The following is a 17,195-nucleotide window of genomic DNA, read 5'->3' as shown; positions in this document are numbered from 1 at the left end:
CTTACTCTTCATTAAACACAAATGTTTGTTTCATTTTTTTACTCTCATGTACTGGATGGCCGTTGTAAGAGAAATTCTTTTCTTCCCAAGTAATGACGACTTTAAAATTATGGCTATTAAAGTCTAACGGGAATACCATGTAGTTAAAGCTTGTATGACTTTTTGAAACGTTGTTATTTAATGTAGTAGGGCTAAAAGTTGCTTTAGATGTAGGTGTGTTATCAAGTATTTCTACGGATACATTTGATACATCATTACCAATATTTTTTAAGAGTAAACTATACGTATCATATACACCTTGTTTTGGCTGCACTGCTTGCTTGTTTGAGTTATGAGATTTGTCAATTTCGATATACCACTGTTTAGACTTTGATGCAATTGGTAGTGATTGAAATGTGTATGCACTAGCTTGTATTGGTAGTGCTAAGCAGATTAGTGCAAAGAGAGAAAATATTTTTCGTTTCATCTTTAGAGAGCTCCCATTCTTTAATGGATTTATTTGTTATTATCTTCTCTTTTTAAGATAATATACCATGTAGTTTAGGGGAGGGTATATTGAAAGAATTAGTAAGTATGGGAAGCAGCATGTTTCTACAACTGTTATTTTTGTATATATTTATTTCTGTTGTTTTATTGGAACTCAATCCATGGTATGCGGTAGTGGTTTATGTGGCTATTGCTATAATCAGTCTTCTGCTAGGAATATACTCGATTGCTTTCTCTATGAAGAGTAGCTTGAATACTATTTTTCTAACACTACCAGGTGGAATTATAATAACATTATTTTCAATATTAATTATTGGATTTACAGTGATTGCTTACTTTTTACGAGAAGGAGATATTCCGCCTGTAATTCGTTTGTAGTATAAGTGAATCGATAGAGCTTCTATCTTTTCGTTATTAATCTTCCCAAGTATGTCACACGCACATTAAAAAAACAAGGAAACTATGTAAAGATTTTTCGGCATAGTTTCCTTATTTTGTTTTTTTTGATTAATAATAAATGCTTGCTAAAGGATACGAAAAAGCATATCAGGGGGATTAATTTATTAATATAAAGTAGCGTCCAACTTATAAAAGATAGATATAGGTGGAGGGGTACGAGTATTAGTTAAAAGAGATATTAATATGAAAATATTACCAATAAATATGTTAAAATAACATTGTCATATAACAAGGGGGATTCGTTTGATGGAAAAAGAGCATATTGCTAAAGTAGATTTAACGAAAAGAATTGAATCAAAATCTAAGTACAATAAGAAACTTGAAAAATATCAAATGCGCTTATTGGCACTACAGCAGATTTTAAAAGAAGAAAACATAGCTGTTATGCTCGTTATGGAAGGTTGGGATGCGGCAGGTAAAGGCGGAGCAATTAAGCGAGTGACTGAACATCTTGATCCACGCGGATTCCAAGTAAATCCAATTGGAGCGCCTACTCCTCATGAAAAACGGTATCATTATTTGCAACGTTTTTGGCGGAAACTGCCTCAGTACGGGCAAATTACTATATTCGACCGTTCATGGTATGGGCGTGTATTAGTTGAACGTGTTGAAGGCTTTGCTACAAACGAAGAGTGGACGAGAGCGTATGGTGAAATTAATGATTTCGAAAAACTATTAACAGATGATCATTACATAATAGGAAAGTTTTTCTATCATATTAGTAAAGATGAGCAGTTAAAGAGATTTACAGAAAGAGAGAACAACCCTCTTAAAAGGTGGAAAATTACAGATGAAGACTGGCGAAATCGTGAAAAATGGGATGAGTATGTCGAAGCAATAGAAGACATGTTTGAAAATACAAATAAGCCGAATGCAAAATGGCATATTATCGCGAGTAATGATAAATTATACGCCCGTTTGAAAACATTGAAAGTAATTATTTCATTAATTGAGGATTATTTCTTAGAGCATAATATAGAATTACCTTCTTATTATAATGAAATAAAAGAAGGAAAGAAAAAGAAAATTGAATCTGTGCAAGAAGTAAAGGTTAAAAAGTAAAGTTTGTATAGGGACTACTTGGTAATTTGTGTTAATTGAATTACCAGGTAGTTTTTATTTAGAAACATTTTACAATTTTTGAAAAAAGGTATATAATCAACAATCATATTAATATTGTTAATATGATTGTTGATTATATACTATACGGGGGTCTTAATTTGAAGGGAAGAGATGTTGTTTTAGGCTTATTAATGCAAAAAGAATTATCTGGTTATGATATTAAAATCGTTTTTGAAGACGTATTTACTCATTTTTTTGATGGAAGCTTTGGAATGATTTACCCAACATTACGTCAGTTGGAAAAAGAGGGGAAAATAAAAAAAGAGGTTATCATGCAAGAAGGGAAACCAAATAAGAAAATGTACTTTATTACAGATGAAGGGCGTGAAGAGTTTTATCAATACATGCAAACGGATGTAGAGAAAGATGTTTTACGTTCAGATTTTTTAATGAGGCTGTATTTTGGTAATTATAGTGATGATAGGGCGATAAAAAAATGGATTGAAGACGAAATTCAACGGAAAGAAGCATACATTGCGGATCTTCGATTGAAATATGAAAAATGGAGGGAAGGTATTACTTTCGTTGAGGAAATTTCACTTGATGTAGGTATTGCAACATATAGTGCGCAAGTAGAAACGCTGAAGAGAAAGTTAGAGCAGTTAGAAGCGAAAGACAATAATAAAACAGAAGAATGAAAATGTGTTCAAAATAAATAAAGGGGTAGATGAACATGGAGCAAGCAAGGGGACTGAAAATCGTCTTTCTAATGTGCTTAGGTATTTTTCTTTGTATGATTGATACGACAATTATGAATATAGCTTTACCGGCAATACAATCAAGTGTAAATACTTCGTTAGAAAAGATGTCTTGGGTATTAAATGTATATACAATGACTATTGCAGTACTCGCAATTCCGCTAGGACGGATAGCTGATATTTTTGGAAAAGCAAAGATGTATATTCTTGGTTTGGTGATTTTTGGTGGTGGGTCAGTACTTTGTGCTTTTGCTAATACAGGTGACTTCCTTATTTTTTCTCGTTTTATACAAAGTGTTGGAGCAGCAATTTTATTTCCGACAAGTATGGTAATTGGTGTATCAGCTATGCCGTTAGCAAAGAGGCATGTTGCACTTGCTATTTTAGGAGTAACGCAAGGATTGTCAGCTGCACTTGGTCCGGTAATAGGCGGAATTATTACGCAAAATGTAGGATGGAGATGGGTGTTCTTCGTCAATGTTCCGATTTGTATTCTTGGAATCATTTTATGCTGTATTATGTTACAAGTAAAAAATGAAGAACGTATTATTTCAAAAATTGATTGGATTGGACTCATATTAAGTAGTTTAGCGATTTTTTCTTTTACCCTCGTATTAGTGAAAGGTAATACGTGGGGATGGCAAAGTAATATCGCTTTGTCCTGTTATGCAATTAGCACTATTTCTCTTATTCTATTTGTTTTAGTGGAACGAAAGATTCATAATCCGATGGTGAATTTAAAATTATTTAAAGATCGAATGTTTGTAGGAGCGTCTATCGTTGTTATATTAAGTAATTTGTTTTTAATTGGAGTAACTGTGTTGCTTCCAACATTCTTGACAAAAATACAGCACCGAACGGAAATTGAAGCTGCTTTTTTAGTGACACCTATTTCAGCGATGATATTTTTTGTCTCACCGGTTGCAGCAACTTTAATTAAAAAATTTGGAAAAGTAACTATTATTTTGTCAGGGTTTCTTATTATGGGGCTATCCTACTATTGGCTGCAAATGATTGACGTCAATTCAACAAATACAGAAATTATTATCCCATGTATGATATTAGGCGTTGGATATGGTTTAGTAGTAGGTCCAATTACAGTTTTAAGTGCATCTTCGTTTGAAGGGGAATTATTAACTGCTTCTCAAAGTGTTGTCTCGATGTTACGTCAAGTAGGTATTGTATTAGCGGTAGCGATATTTGTATCTAACTTAACACACAACTTATCTGTAAATAAAGAGAATGTATATCGTTATGCAGAAGAAAAAGTGCGTAATATTCATGTGGATAGTGCTCAGCAAACTGAGATATTACAAGTAACAAAAGAAAAAATAGAGAAGAAAAGTATAGAAACAAATGTAGAAAAGAAACAAAATGAAACATTTGTGGGGTTAAGTAAAGAGAAAAAAGATGAATTAATTCACCAAAAGGTGGATGAGGTATTAAGTGGAGTACCAGTAGAATATAGAAATATAAAAAGAGAAGAAGTTACGAATCGAGTAACAAAAGAAGTTGAAAAACAAGAAGAGAATATAAAGAAAGAAATACTCGTATTTTCAAATGACGTGAATCATTATACTCAGAATCAGATGGCTATGAGTTTTACAGATTTATATAAAGCGAGTGTACCAATTATTTTAGTTTGTGCTTTAGTAAGTTTGTTGTTTTGGGAAGGGAAAGCTTTAAGTAAGAGGAGAAGGGAAAGAGTAGTAGAGGAAGTGTAAAGAAAACCAGGCTAATATATTAGCCTGGTTTTCTTTACACTAGTATGGAAGGAAGATCTGAGTTAAGTTCATTCAACTTATGACTATGATAAATTAACGAATACAATTATCATTAGATATGAAAATATAGTACATTAATAAGAGTAATGTATTTTATTAAGTAGGTGAGAAAATGTTAAATAAAGCGGATGCTTCAATAAGTAACCACATGTATACAGAAGAAGAGCAACAAAAATTATATAAACGAACGTTAATAATCGTAAGTATTTCACAAATGTTTGGTGGGGCGGGGTTAGCTGCTGGAATTACAGTGGGGGCACTACTTGCACAGCAAATGCTTGGGACAGATGCATATGCAGGATTACCAGCTGCTATGTTTACGTTGGGATCTGCGGTAGCCGCTTTCTTTGTTGGGAAGTTATCGCAAAAATATGGTCGCCGAATAGGACTTGCAACAGGGTTTATAGTAGGGGGACTAGGGGCTATTGGAGTTGTATTGGCTGCGTTAACAAATAGTATTATTCTTTTACTAGTTTCTTTACTCATATATGGTGCAGGTACAGCGACGAATCTACAATCTCGTTATGCTGGTACCGATTTAGCAGATAAGAAGCAGCGAGCAACTGCTATTAGTATTACGATGGTTATGACGACTTTTGGTGCAGTAGCTGGTCCAAATTTAGTAGGCGTAATGGGAGATTTTGCCCATTCAATTGGAATTCCTAACCTTGCTGGTCCGTTCATATTATCAGCAGTGGCATTTATACTTGCGGGTCTTGTACTTTTTGTTATGCTTCGTCCAGATCCGTTAATTATTGCTAACATAATAGAAAAATATAAACAGGAACATACATATAAAGGACAATCGGTAACTAATGAAACGTTAGAAAATAAACGGGGTATTACCATCGGAGCAATCGTTATGATACTTACTCAAATAGTTATGGTTGCGATTATGACTATGACTCCAGTTCACATGGGACACCACGGTCATGGATTAAGTGCAGTAGGTCTCGTGATTGGTTTTCATGTCGGTGCAATGTACCTGCCATCACTTGTTACAGGAATGTTAATTGATAAAATTGGCCGTACTAAGATGAGTATAGCTGGTGGGGTGATTTTACTTGCAGCGGGTGTCATAGCTGCGATAGCACCGAGTGATTCTTTACTATTATTAATTGTTGCTCTTTCTTTATTTGGATTAGGATGGAATCTCGGATTGATTAGTGGTACAGCACAAATCGTTGATTCCACAACTCCTTCTACACGTGCTAAAACACAAGGGAAAATAGATGTTTTTATTGCGTTAGCCGGAGCTTCAGGTGGAGCGATGTCAGGAATGGTAGTAGCTAATTCCAGTTATGCGGCATTATCATTAGCGGGAGGATTGTTAGCATTATTGCTAATTCCTGTTGTGATGTGGTCTCGGTTAGGTAAAAAAAATTCATGAAATTAAAAAGAGGTTCTAGTTATTTCCTAGAACCTCTTTTTAATTCGTTTAACTTAAATCCCACTCCACAATAAGCCCTAAATGCGTAAGTCCACCGCCAAATCCGTATAGCAAAAGTGTGTCTCCGTTATTTAATCTTCCTTCTTTTCTAGCTAAATCTAAAGCGAGTGGAATAGAGACGGAAGATGTATTCCCCATATCTTCCACACTCGTTAATGTTTTTTGAATAGATATTTTTGATTTTTCGCAAATAGATTCAATCATTCTTAAGTTAGCACTATGTGGTATGAACCAGTCTATATCATCTATTTGCAAATTTGCAGTATGTAATAGTTCTTTTATGCCGTATGGTACTGTTCGTACAGCCCATTTATATACTTTTCTTCCATTTTGAACGATTTTTTCACTTGTTTGTAGTGGTGTGCCATTCATAGTAGTAGATAAGTTTGTTCTGTATAGATGAATGCCACCGTCACCGTTTGTTCCCATGTGAGCAGCGATAAAGCTTGGTTTGTTTTCATCTCTTTCTAATAAAATAGCTCCAGCGCCATCACCGAACAAAATACAGGTCGTTCTATCGGTGTAATCAGTAACTTTAGATAATGTCTCTGTCGCTATGACGAGTACTTTTTGATGTGATCCAGAAGTGATTAAGCTATTACCGACATGCAGTCCGTATGTGAAACCAGCGCAAGTTGCATTTAAATCAAAAGCTAGTGTATGAGGTATGTTGAAGTATTGTTGTATTTGGCAAGCGACACTAGGAAAAACATAATCAGCAGTAGTTGTAGCGACGATGATACAGTCAATATCTTCTAAGTTTTTCTTATATGTTGTACATAAATTTTCGATGGCTTTAATGGCTAAGTGTGAGGAGTATTCGTCTTCGTTAGCAATTCTTCTTTCCTTCATTCCTGTTCTTTGTACAATCCATTCATCATTCGTATGGACCATCTTTTCTAAATCGTTATTAGACAATACTTGATCTGGAACATAAGTACCAATTGCGGTAATACGAGATTTAGAATTCATAGGGACATCTCCTATTTTTTATTTTATAACCTGATACTAATATCAGGTTATAAAAATGTCAATAAAGACTTTTATTGTATGGAAGCGATAATGTTTAATTTACTCTGGAGGAATTTGGCGAGTAGCTTAAAAATAATATACGAGAAGCTTTTGAAATTGATAATGAAGGGAGTGGGGCTCCTTGAAAAGAATTTTGCGCATGTTGTCTGTTATCATTATTTGTAGCTTTATTCTTATTGTTTTTCCAGATAAATCTTATGCTTGTGACTGTATTAAAAAATCTCCAGAGGATGCATTTCAAAAAAATGATGTGGTGTTTGAGGGGGAAGTAATTGAGGTTGGAAGGAAAGAAGGGATTGGAATTGAAGTTTTATTTGAAGTGAAGAAAATTTGGAAAGGGACAAGTTCTTCGCAAATTATTGTATATACAAATGGTGGTGATTGTGTGTTTCACTTTGTAGAGGGAGGAGAGTACTTAGTATATTCTTCTCAAAGAGGATCAGAAAAACAATTACACACACATAGTTGTAGTAGAACGAAGAGATTAGATGAGGCAGGGGCGGACAAAGTGGCTTTAAGTCAATTTACAAAAGAGTCTGTTCCAACGAAGAAAGTGAATTTAAAAGGGGATATGGTGAGCGGCTTAAGTTTGTGGCAAGTTGTGGTTATTGTTATAGGTGTATTATTCATTGTAGCTGTGGTTATTTTTATTGTGAGAAGAACTCGCAAAAAATGACGATTAAAGTAAAAATATAAAGATTTTCTTTCTGTTTCTATAGGTGGTTTAATCTTGTGAAAGCGAATTACTTATGCTACACTTTATGTAACTTAAAATGAACGGAGGGGCTTCCTTTGATCTTAATCAGATTACGTCTCAATACTTTGTGCCGATAATTGAATAGCGCTCAAAGGCTCTGTCTGTGTACAGAGTGAACGGGATTGGTCTGCCTATTTTAAAGGAACCCTTTATTAAGCTTATATGTGAAAAAGAGGGAGGGACGAATACGCCCTCTTTTTGTTTTGCCTTTATAAATAGAATGGGATCGTATAGGTGAGCACTTGTTGGATACGTATACTATCTTGGGACTTTTTGACCATGTATAGGACGAAAGCACTGCTTTCTTCTATTTCTTTGGTGAACCCTTATCCGTTTACGAAAACACAGGCAGTGACCTGTGTTTTTTATTTTGCGTAATCGAAATGGAGGAATAAATATATGGAAGAATTATTACAAAGAGCAATATTAGTTGGAGTAAATTTAGGTAAGGAAGCTGATTTTGCATATTCGATGGAAGAGTTAGCAAATCTTACGGAAGCTTGTGATGTGGAAGTAATCGGTCAAGTGACGCAAAATTTACAACGAGTAAATCCGTCGCATTATATTGGAAAAGGGAAGATTGAAGAAGTAGCAGCGTATGTGAAAGAAGCAGATGCAAATATGGTCATCTTTAATGACGAATTATCTCCTTCACAAATTCGAAATTTAGAAGAGGATTTAGATTGTAAAGTAATTGATCGTACCATTTTAATTTTAGATATCTTTGCGCAACGTGCGAAAACGAAAGAAGCGCAGTTGCAAGTAGAAGTGGCCCATCTTCAGTACATGATGCCTCGTTTAATCGGTCTTCGTGAATCTTTAGGAAGACAAAGCGGGGGAGTTGGCACGAAAAATAAAGGTGTCGGTGAGAAGAAGTTGGAATTAGATCGTCGTAAAATTGAAGAACAAATTGCGGCCCTAAATAAAGAATTAGAAGCACTTGTTGCACAGCGCCAAACCCAGCGTAAACAACGTAAGAAAAATGAAATTCCAGTTGTGTCGTTAGTAGGATATACGAATGCAGGTAAATCAACGATAATGAATACAATGCTTGAAATTTTTAATGGTACTGTAGAGAAACAAGTATTTGAAAAAGATATGTTATTTGCGACGTTAGAGACATCTGTACGAAATATTGATTTGCCGGATAATAAATCATTTTTATTAACGGATACTGTTGGATTTGTAAGTAAATTACCGCATCATCTTGTGAAAGCATTCCGTTCAACGCTAGAGGAAGTGGCGGAAGCAGATTTACTTATTCACGTTGTAGATTACTCAAATCCCAATTATGAGCAATTAATTGATATTACAAATGAAACGTTAAAGAAAATTGGCGTGGAAAATATCCCGACGATTTATGCATACAACAAATCAGATTTGGTAGATGTTGAAATTCCGAAAGTGCAAGAAGATCGCGTTTATCTATCTGCGAAGAAACATGTTGGAATTGAAGAGCTTGTAGAAGTAGTTCGTTCACACATTTATAAAGAGTATACGAAGTGTGAAATGTTAATTCCGTATGATCAAGGACAGGTAGTTTCGTATTTCAACAATCATGCACACGTTTTATCTACGAGTTATGAAAACGAAGGTACGAAAATGGCACTAGAATGTAAGACGAGTGATTATGAGAAATATAAGCGTTTTTCTATTTAATAAAAAAAGGCGATCCTAATATGTTTTAGGATCGTCTTTTTCTTCATAGTTGCAAGCCTTCCTTTCGTCCTGTCCCAGTATAAAAGAAAATACAGAGAGTTCATATAAACAATTCCGATAAAACACATAAAAAAAATATATTTTATTAGAAGTTGTATTTCTGGATAAAAAAACGAAACCAGTATAGAATAGAAATGTTTCAAAAATCAGAATTTATTACACCTACTGTAATAAATATATATTTTGTACAGAAAGGAGAAATACACATATGCAGGCAGTTTCACAAAAAAATACAGTAGAAACACCGACAATATATCGTATTTTATTTGCGATTAGCTTCGGACATTTTTTAAATGATTCGATGCAAGCAGTTGTGCCAGCGTTGTTTCCTATTTTGGAAAAAACGATGAATTTATCCTATATGCAAGTAGGGTGGATTGCGTTTGCGTTAAATATGACGTCATCGATTATGCAGCCGGTTTTTGGGATGTATTCAGATAAGAAGCCGTCACCGTTTTTATTACCGCTCGGTATGTTTTCGAGTATGCTTGGGATGATTGGACTCGCATTTGCACCGAACTTTATAGTTGTTATTATTTCTGTTTTATTTATTGGATTAGGTTCCGCGGTCTTTCATCCGGAGGGCGCTCGTGTTGCTTACATGGCAGCCGGTGCAAAACGAGGTTTAGCACAAGCGATTTATCAAGTGGGGGGAAATACAGGGAATTCTCTAGCACCTATTTTTACAGCATTAATTTTCGTTCCGCTCGGTCAAATTGGTTCTTTAGGTTTTACAGCCTTTGCAGCAGTAGGAATTGTATTACTAATTTTCGTATCAAATTGGTATAAAAATGAATTAGCCACTGGTGCTGTAAGAAGGAAAAAGAGGGCTGCACTTGAGGCTGAAAATGCGATTGTAAGTACGCACATTAAATTTGTTATTATACTTCTTGTTTTTCTAACATTCGTACGTTCTTGGTACGGTGCTGGTATCGGGAATTTCTATCAATTTTATTTAATAGAGCATTACGGTTTATCTATAAAAAATGCACAGTATTTCGTCTTCGCTTTTATGATTGCTGGTGTATTAGGTACTTTCTTTGGTGGTCCGTTAGCAGATAAATTCGGTAAGAAAAAGATAATTGTATTTTCAATGCTCGGTTCAGCACCGCTTGCACTTTTACTACCTCACGTTTCGCTCGTGTGGGTTGTACCATTATTTTTATGTATTGGTTTTATTAGTTCTAGTAGTTTTAGTGTAATTGTTGTATATGCACAAGAGCTTGTTCCTGGAAAAGTAGGGATGGTATCAGGGTTAATTGTTGGCCTTGCGTTTGGTCTTGGAGCATTAGGTGCTGTAGTCCTTGGAAAATTAGCTGATATGTATAGCCTTCAATTTATTATGCTATTATGTAGTGGTTTACCATTAATTGGACTTACTTCATTGTTGCTGCCAAATGATAAGAAAACGATAGAATAGGGGATGCGCTATGAAATTATGTGAAAATGTTACAGAATTAATAGGAGATACACCTGTCGTCCGATTATCTAAATTTATTCCAGAGGACGCAGCGGATGTGTATGTAAAACTGGAAATGTTTAATCCGTCACGCAGTGTGAAAGATCGTGCAGCCTATAATTTACTTCATGCCGCTGAGGAAAAGGGACTTATAAAACCTGGTGATACAATTATTGAACCGACAAGTGGAAATACAGGAATTGGCTTAGCGATGAATGCAGCTGCTAAAGGATATAAAGCTATTTTAATTATGCCAGATAATATGTCCAAAGAGCGTATTAATTTATTGAAAGCATACGGCGCAGAAGTAGTTTTAACACCAGCAGAACAAAGAATGCCAGGAGCAATTGCGAAGGCGGTAGAGTTACAAAAAGAAATTCCAAATAGTTTTATTCCGCAGCAATTTGAAAACCCAGCAAATCCGAATATTCATCGTTATACGACTGCACTTGAAATTTATGAACAAATGGATGGAGAGCTTGATGCATTTGTAGCAACCGCAGGAACAGGTGGAACAATTACAGGGACCGGTGAAACGTTAAAAGAGAAACTACCAAACTTATATATTGCCGTAGTAGAACCGAAAGGATCACCAGTGTTATCTGGTGGTGTTCCAGGCCCTCATAAACTAGTCGGAACAAGCCCAGGGTTTATTCCCAAAAACTTAAATACAGAAGTGTATAACGAAATTATGCAAATTGCAGATGAAGAGGCATTAACTACAATGAGGAACTTGGCAAGACAAGAAGGATTACTAGTAGGGCCATCTTCAGGAGCTTCTGTTTACGCAGCAATTATGATAGCGAAGCGTTTAGGTGCTGGTAAAAAAGTTTTATGTATTGCACCTGATACAGGGGAGCGCTATTTAAGTATGGGGCTATTTGAATAAAAGTGATAGAAGCACCTTAATAGTAAGGATGAAAATCCACTATTAAGGTGTTTCTTTTAGAAAAATAGATAATGGGTGAGTGGGGAGAATGACAATGAAGCTATTGAAACCAACATACGAATATAGCGAACAAATTATGGAGTATAGGCAGGCGTTTTTACATTCAGGAGAAGAACCGCACGGTAGTTGTTCTTTACAAAATTTCGATTCTATTGGTGAATGGTTTGAAAAAGTAAGTACACAAGAAGAAGGAAAAAATTTACCATCTAATCGAGTACCATCTAGTCAGTTTTTTAGTGTTGAGAATGGAAAAATAATAGGTTTTGTGAATATTCGACACCGGTTAAATCCAGAATTATTACTGGAAAGCGGTCATATCGGTTATAGTGTCCATCCGAATAAACGTCGCCTAGGTTACGCGACAAAACAATTGAAACTTGCATTAAGTGAAGCGCAAAAGTTAGGGTTGAAGAAAGTGTTAATAACTTGTGATAAAGCTAATATTGGTTCGGCTAAAACGATTCAAAAGGTTGGCGGTGTGCTAGAAAATGAAGTAGTTTCTTCTAATTCTGGCGAAATTGTTCAGCGTTATTGGGTAGAAATATGATTTAGTGGAAATTTGAAAAGGTAATATAATGTTTAATATCGAAATAGATAAATGAAAAGTAAGGGGAGTACTGCAGTTTTAGGGGGAAATGCAATGGGATTAAAAGAGAAAGCGATAGAGATGTCGGAGATTTATAGGCAAAACCAGAAAGTCGAAGCTATTATTTTAGCAGGATCTGTAGCGAGAAAGTTAGAAGATGAACATTCAGATATTGAATTACATATTTTATGGTCAGAACCACCAGAGGATGAAGAGCGTCTAGGTCCAATTAATAATATTGGTGGAACGATTTTGTCATATCATCCTTACGAGGACGAGGAATGGTCGGAAACGTATTTGACGAAAGAAGGAATTAAACTAGAGATTAGTAACTTTTTAACATTAACAGTAGAAAAAATTATTTCAGAAGTTATAGAGCAGTATGATACAAATTATGAGAAACAATGTATTGTATCATCGGTTCATGATGGTGTGAGTTTGTATGGAGAAGTAAAAGTACATGCTCTAAAAGATAGGATTGAAGTATATCCAGAAGAACTGGCGAAAAGGATGATTTCAGAAAAACTTTGGTTTAGTAATCGTTGGCATAATCGAGAGGCGCTTTTAAAACGAAAAGACTGGCTTATGCTTTATGATGTTATTTGTGAAGTACAAAGGGATTTATTCGGTGTTTTATTCGGTTTGAATAGAATGTACGTGCACCATCCTGCATTTAAATGGATGGCTTATAATGTAGAGCGTATGAATATTAAACCTGAAAATCTATATGAGCGTATGGCGGATACGCTGATAGAGGAACCGGAGTATAGTGTACAGGAGTTAGAAGTGTTGATCGAAGAGGTATTACATTTAGTAGAACAATATGCTCCAGAATTAAATATTGCTGAACAACAAAAGCGCATTCAATATGCGAAGTAAAAAAACAAGAGATGTAACAACGCGTTACATCTCTTGTTTTTTTATTTTACTAACTTTCCTAGTATAGGTAATCGTTGAATCCTATCACCGAGAATATGCGAAGCAAGTCCACTCGTTAATACGAATAAAAGATAAACAAGTCCTCCTGCTGCGGCGCATATAAACACAATGATCAGTGATTCTATATAAGATTGTCCAGGAATAATCCAGCTTATAATTGCTCTTAATGCAATTACAACAGCAGACATTGCTGCGGAGTAAATCGTAATAAGAAATACTGTTTTTGCTGTTTCGCCAATTTTAAATTTCGCAAACTTAACGATGCAGTACAACATAATAATATTTGAAACGAGATATCCAAGAATTGTTCCAAGTACAGCACCATGTCCACCGAATAAATGTAAGAGCGGTGTGTTCACCACAATTTTAACGAGAATACCGGCTGAGAATGCAATCATTGTTTTTCTTTGATAATCAATTCCTTGTAATATAGCGGCTGAAACTGTGAAAATTGCACTTAATACAGCAGAAGGTGCAAATGAAATTAAATATTGTGATCCACCAAGTGCAATTTCAGGATTTACATAAACCATGCGGAATGCATCGTAAGCGATACTAGCAAGACCGAATGCGGCTGGGATAGTGAAGAATAACAACACTTGAAATATCTTTGAAATTTGTCCTTGTAATTCATCTAGCTTCCCGCTTGTAAATGATTTCGTTATAGCCGGAATAATTGTTAATGAGAATCCAGTTGCAAGTGAAGCCGGAATCATAATTAACTTTTGGGCATAGTTCGTTATATAAGCGAAAACTGCATTCGCAGTTTCTAAAGGTTCTCCCATTGCTCTAAGGACATCAGCTACGGTATATTGATCTACTAACGTATAGAGCGGGATTGCAATGCCTACAAATACAATTGGAATTGCATAACGTAGTAATTCCATATAAATACTTCTTAACGGAATGTTTGATGATCTCGTTTTCAGCTCACCTTCAGGAGGTTTTAATCCATTATATTTTTTCCAGTACATCATTAAAATAGAGACGCTTGCAAGTGCCCCGATAACAGCACCAAATGTAGCAACTGCAACAGAAGAAGCTACTGAACCTCCTAATAGTTTTGAGACGATAAAACTACCAACTAAAATGAAAACGACACGTGCGATTTGTTCTACGACTTGAGAAACAGCACTTGGTTTCATATGTTGAAAACCTTGGAAATAACCACGTGTAACACTCATAGCTGGTACGATAATAAGCGCGAAGCTTAATGCTCGCATTGTAAGTGTTACGTCTGCGATAAATTGTGGATCTGGTGTTTTCGAGCGAATAATAAATTGTGATATGTACGGTGCTCCAATAAATAAAGTTAAAAATCCTAAAAAGCCCATAAACATCATTAATTTTACGCTCGAGTTATACAATTTTTTACTTGTACTATAATCACCAAGTGCATTATGTTTTGCAACAAATTTTGAGACGGCAATAGGAATACCAGCTGTTGAAAAGCTTAATAAAATACCGTACCAAGAGTATGCGTATCCATATAAAGCGACCCCTTGCGTTCCAACTAATAATTGAAAGGGGAAAAAGTATATAAAACCTAAAATTCGTGAAATCATTGTTGCACCACTTAATAAAGCGGTACCTTTTAAAACTTTTGAAGTAGACAAAATTCTTTCCTCCTACTCGTGCTGTCTTGCATTTATCGTATACTACTATAAACCTGCTAGAGAAGTTAATACAGTATAAACCATAAATGTTCTAATACTATTCATACAAAAGTCATATTTTGAATCTTTAAATAGAATGTAATGCATAAAATTTCAAAATATAAGTTGACACTATTTTTAATGTATGATAAAAATGATAGTAATCAATTCGGAAAATAATATTTGGGCAATGAAAGGGTATAGTAGTGAATATCTCCCTATTTCAGAGAGCTGATGGTTGGTGTGAATCAGTATATAGATTATTCATGAAGTTCGTCCTGGAGCATCTTTCATAAATCTCACATTATGAGGAAATGAAAGACGGTAGTTTATACCGTTATCAAATAAAGTGGTGAAGATTGTTTCACAACTAGGGTGGTACCGCGATATTTATCGTCCCTACGTATTTACGTAGGGACGTTTTTTATTTAGGTCCTAATTTTGGTGTGGCTTCATAACTAGGGTGGTACCGCGATATTTTATCGTCCCTACGTATTTGCGTAGGGACGTTTTTTATTTAGGTCCTAACTTTGGTGTATCTTCACAACTAGGGTGGTACCGCGATATTTTTGTCGTCCCTACGTATTTACGTAGGGACGTTTTTTATTAGGGAGGAAGTGAACGTATTAGAAAAGAGTATGGATAGAACAATATAAATACCGGATTGTAAAACAGAAAAAGATAAAGATAAAGAGAGGAGATTAACAAATGAATTCACAGCAATGGACATCGAAATTAGGTTTCGTATTAGCTGCAGCAGGTTCAGCGATTGGTCTTGGAGCGATTTGGAAGTTCCCGTATATGGCCGGAATTGGAGGAGGCGGCGCGTTCTTCCTTATTTTCATCGGTTTCACATTATTAATTGGTTTACCGCTATTATTAGCTGAATTCGTTATCGGAAGAAGTACACAAAAAGAGGCCGTTGAGGCGTATAGCGAAATCGCACCAAAAACACTATGGCCTTGGTTAGGTAAATTAGGGATTGTAACTTGTTTCATACTACTTTCTTTCTACAGTGTTGTAGGGGGATGGATTTTACTATATTTATGGAATGCAATTACAGGTAGACTATGGGAAGGAAATGGGGCATACGAAGCTACGTTTGGTGAAATCATTTCCAATCCATATTTAGCAGTTGGATCACAGCTATTATTCATCCTTATTACTATTTTTATCGTAAGTAAAGGTGTACAAAATGGTGTTGAAAAAGTAAATAAATATTTCATGCCAGCATTATTCGTATTATTCTTTGTACTAATTGTTCGTGCACTTACTTTAGACGGTGCTGGAGAAGGAGTTCGATTCTTCTTACAACCTGATTTCTCAAACGTAACGTCAGAAATCATTTTATATGCAATGGGGCAATCGTTCTTCTCGCTATCTGTCGGTGTAGCCGTTATGGTAACGTATAGCTCATACTTACCGAAAGAAGAAAGTTTACCGCGTTCAGCATTTTCTATCGTAGCTTTAACACTTGTTATTACATTACTTGCAGGGCTAGCGATTTTCCCTGTTGTATTCGCATTTGGAATGGAACCATCTCAAGGGCCGGGGCTATTGTTTATCGTACTGCCAGCTATTTTCAGTAAAATGGCATTCGGGAAATTATTCTTCATTGTTTTCTTATTACTATTCTTCTTTGCTACTATTACATCAGCAATTTCGATGTTAGAAATTAGTGTTGCGTCTTTAACAACTAAAGGTAAAAGTAAAGGGAAACGTGAAAAAATGGCTTTAATTGTTGGGTTGTTAATCTTTGTTGTAGGGGTTCCATCAGCCTTATCATTCGGTTTGTTAAGTGATGTGAAACCATTTGGGAAAACAATTTTTGATTTAGCAGACTATGCGGTTAGTAACATACTAATGCCACTTGGTGTTTTATTAGTTTCCATCTTTGTCCCTTTAAAAATGAAGAAAGATGTATTAATGAAAGAACTTGGTGTAAGTAAAAATAAAGGCTATAAACTGTTCGTATTATGGTTATTCTTACTTCGCTATATTGCACCAATTGCGATTATTATCGTATTCCTAAATGTACTTGGAATTATATAAAAAGAAAGGTAGCGTATCGCTCTATGATACGCTACCTTTTTATCCCGT

At 35.3% G+C, this 17,195-nt stretch carries 15 protein-coding genes and 1 other annotated feature; of the genes, 12 read left to right on the top strand and 3 right to left on the bottom strand.

Features of this window, described 5'->3' with window-relative positions; genetic code table 11:
- Nucleotide 1: 1 nt before the first annotated feature.
- On the bottom strand, nt 2-466 hold the full coding sequence (locus tag JFU18_RS06580; protein ID WP_201032934.1) for a hypothetical protein: 465 nt from the start codon (nt 464-466) through the stop codon (nt 2-4).
- Nucleotides 467-555: 89 nt separating this feature from the next.
- Here JFU18_RS06580 and JFU18_RS06575 point away from each other — a divergent pair, with 89 nt between their 5' ends.
- The 5 genes from JFU18_RS06575 to JFU18_RS06555 all read left to right on the top strand — a co-directional run bounded on the left by JFU18_RS06575 (nt 556) and on the right by JFU18_RS06555 (nt 5,939).
- The gene (locus tag JFU18_RS06575; RefSeq protein WP_085310357.1) at nt 556-864 is read left to right on the top strand and encodes an alpha/beta hydrolase; all 309 of its coding nucleotides are present in this window, start codon (nt 556-558) and stop codon (nt 862-864) included.
- A 327-nt stretch (nt 865-1,191) separates the two neighbouring features.
- Nucleotides 1,192-2,007, top strand: coding sequence for a polyphosphate kinase 2 family protein (locus tag JFU18_RS06570; protein WP_201033612.1), 816 nt, complete (start codon nt 1,192-1,194; stop codon nt 2,005-2,007).
- 158 nt (nt 2,008-2,165) lie between these two features.
- Nucleotides 2,166-2,705: a PadR family transcriptional regulator gene (locus JFU18_RS06565; RefSeq protein ID WP_085310361.1), complete on the top strand. Its 540-nt coding sequence runs from the start codon at nt 2,166-2,168 to the stop codon at nt 2,703-2,705.
- Nucleotides 2,706-2,740: 35 nt separating this feature from the next.
- Nucleotides 2,741-4,489, top strand: a complete 1,749-nt coding sequence (locus JFU18_RS06560; protein WP_201033613.1) for an MFS transporter — start codon at nt 2,741-2,743, stop codon at nt 4,487-4,489.
- A 172-nt stretch (nt 4,490-4,661) separates the two neighbouring features.
- Entirely contained in the window at nt 4,662-5,939 is a 1,278-nt protein-coding gene (locus JFU18_RS06555; RefSeq protein ID WP_201033614.1) for an MFS transporter, read from the top strand.
- Nucleotides 5,940-5,987: 48 nt separating this feature from the next.
- Here the strand turns inward: JFU18_RS06555 and JFU18_RS06550 are convergent, their stop codons facing one another.
- A complete protein-coding gene (locus tag JFU18_RS06550; RefSeq protein ID WP_201033615.1) occupies nt 5,988-6,971 on the bottom strand; it encodes a ketoacyl-ACP synthase III in 984 nt (327 codons plus the stop codon).
- Between the two features lie 181 nt (nt 6,972-7,152).
- Between JFU18_RS06550 and JFU18_RS06545 the strand changes: the two genes are divergently transcribed.
- The 6 genes from JFU18_RS06545 to JFU18_RS06520 all read left to right on the top strand — a co-directional run bounded on the left by JFU18_RS06545 (nt 7,153) and on the right by JFU18_RS06520 (nt 13,380).
- Nucleotides 7,153-7,707: a cobalamin biosynthesis protein CbiN gene (locus tag JFU18_RS06545; RefSeq protein ID WP_201033616.1), complete on the top strand. Its 555-nt coding sequence runs from the start codon at nt 7,153-7,155 to the stop codon at nt 7,705-7,707.
- Nucleotides 7,708-8,187: 480 nt separating this feature from the next.
- The gene (gene hflX / locus JFU18_RS06540) at nt 8,188-9,447 is read left to right on the top strand and encodes a GTPase HflX (RefSeq protein WP_002012171.1); all 1,260 of its coding nucleotides are present in this window, start codon (nt 8,188-8,190) and stop codon (nt 9,445-9,447) included.
- Nucleotides 9,448-9,715: 268 nt separating this feature from the next.
- Entirely contained in the window at nt 9,716-10,927 is a 1,212-nt protein-coding gene (locus tag JFU18_RS06535) for an MFS transporter (RefSeq protein WP_003188609.1), read from the top strand.
- A 10-nt stretch (nt 10,928-10,937) separates the two neighbouring features.
- The gene (cysK, locus tag JFU18_RS06530) at nt 10,938-11,855 is read left to right on the top strand and encodes a cysteine synthase A (protein ID WP_201033617.1); all 918 of its coding nucleotides are present in this window, start codon (nt 10,938-10,940) and stop codon (nt 11,853-11,855) included.
- A gap of 94 nt (nt 11,856-11,949) precedes the next feature.
- Complete coding sequence (locus JFU18_RS06525) at nt 11,950-12,462, top strand: GNAT family N-acetyltransferase (RefSeq protein WP_307838347.1); 513 nt, start codon at nt 11,950-11,952, stop codon at nt 12,460-12,462.
- Between the two features lie 93 nt (nt 12,463-12,555).
- On the top strand, nt 12,556-13,380 hold the full coding sequence (locus JFU18_RS06520) for a DUF4037 domain-containing protein (RefSeq protein WP_201033619.1): 825 nt from the start codon (nt 12,556-12,558) through the stop codon (nt 13,378-13,380).
- Between the two features lie 41 nt (nt 13,381-13,421).
- Here the strand turns inward: JFU18_RS06520 and JFU18_RS06515 are convergent, their stop codons facing one another.
- Entirely contained in the window at nt 13,422-15,056 is a 1,635-nt protein-coding gene (locus tag JFU18_RS06515) for a putative polysaccharide biosynthesis protein (RefSeq protein ID WP_201033620.1), read from the bottom strand.
- Nucleotides 15,057-15,276: 220 nt separating this feature from the next.
- Nucleotides 15,277-15,499: a binding site (T-box leader), on the top strand.
- 304 nt (nt 15,500-15,803) lie between these two features.
- Here JFU18_RS06515 and JFU18_RS06510 point away from each other — a divergent pair.
- A complete protein-coding gene (locus JFU18_RS06510; protein ID WP_061675714.1) occupies nt 15,804-17,147 on the top strand; it encodes a sodium-dependent transporter in 1,344 nt (447 codons plus the stop codon).
- Nucleotides 17,148-17,195: the final 48 nt, after the last annotated feature.

Source organism: Bacillus sp. TH22, from assembly GCF_016651015.1.
In the GTDB taxonomy this organism is placed as follows: domain Bacteria; phylum Bacillota; class Bacilli; order Bacillales; family Bacillaceae_G; genus Bacillus_A; species Bacillus_A mycoides.
The sequence above is the reverse complement of the archived record's forward strand: the minus strand, read 5'-3'. Positions and strand labels throughout refer to the sequence as shown.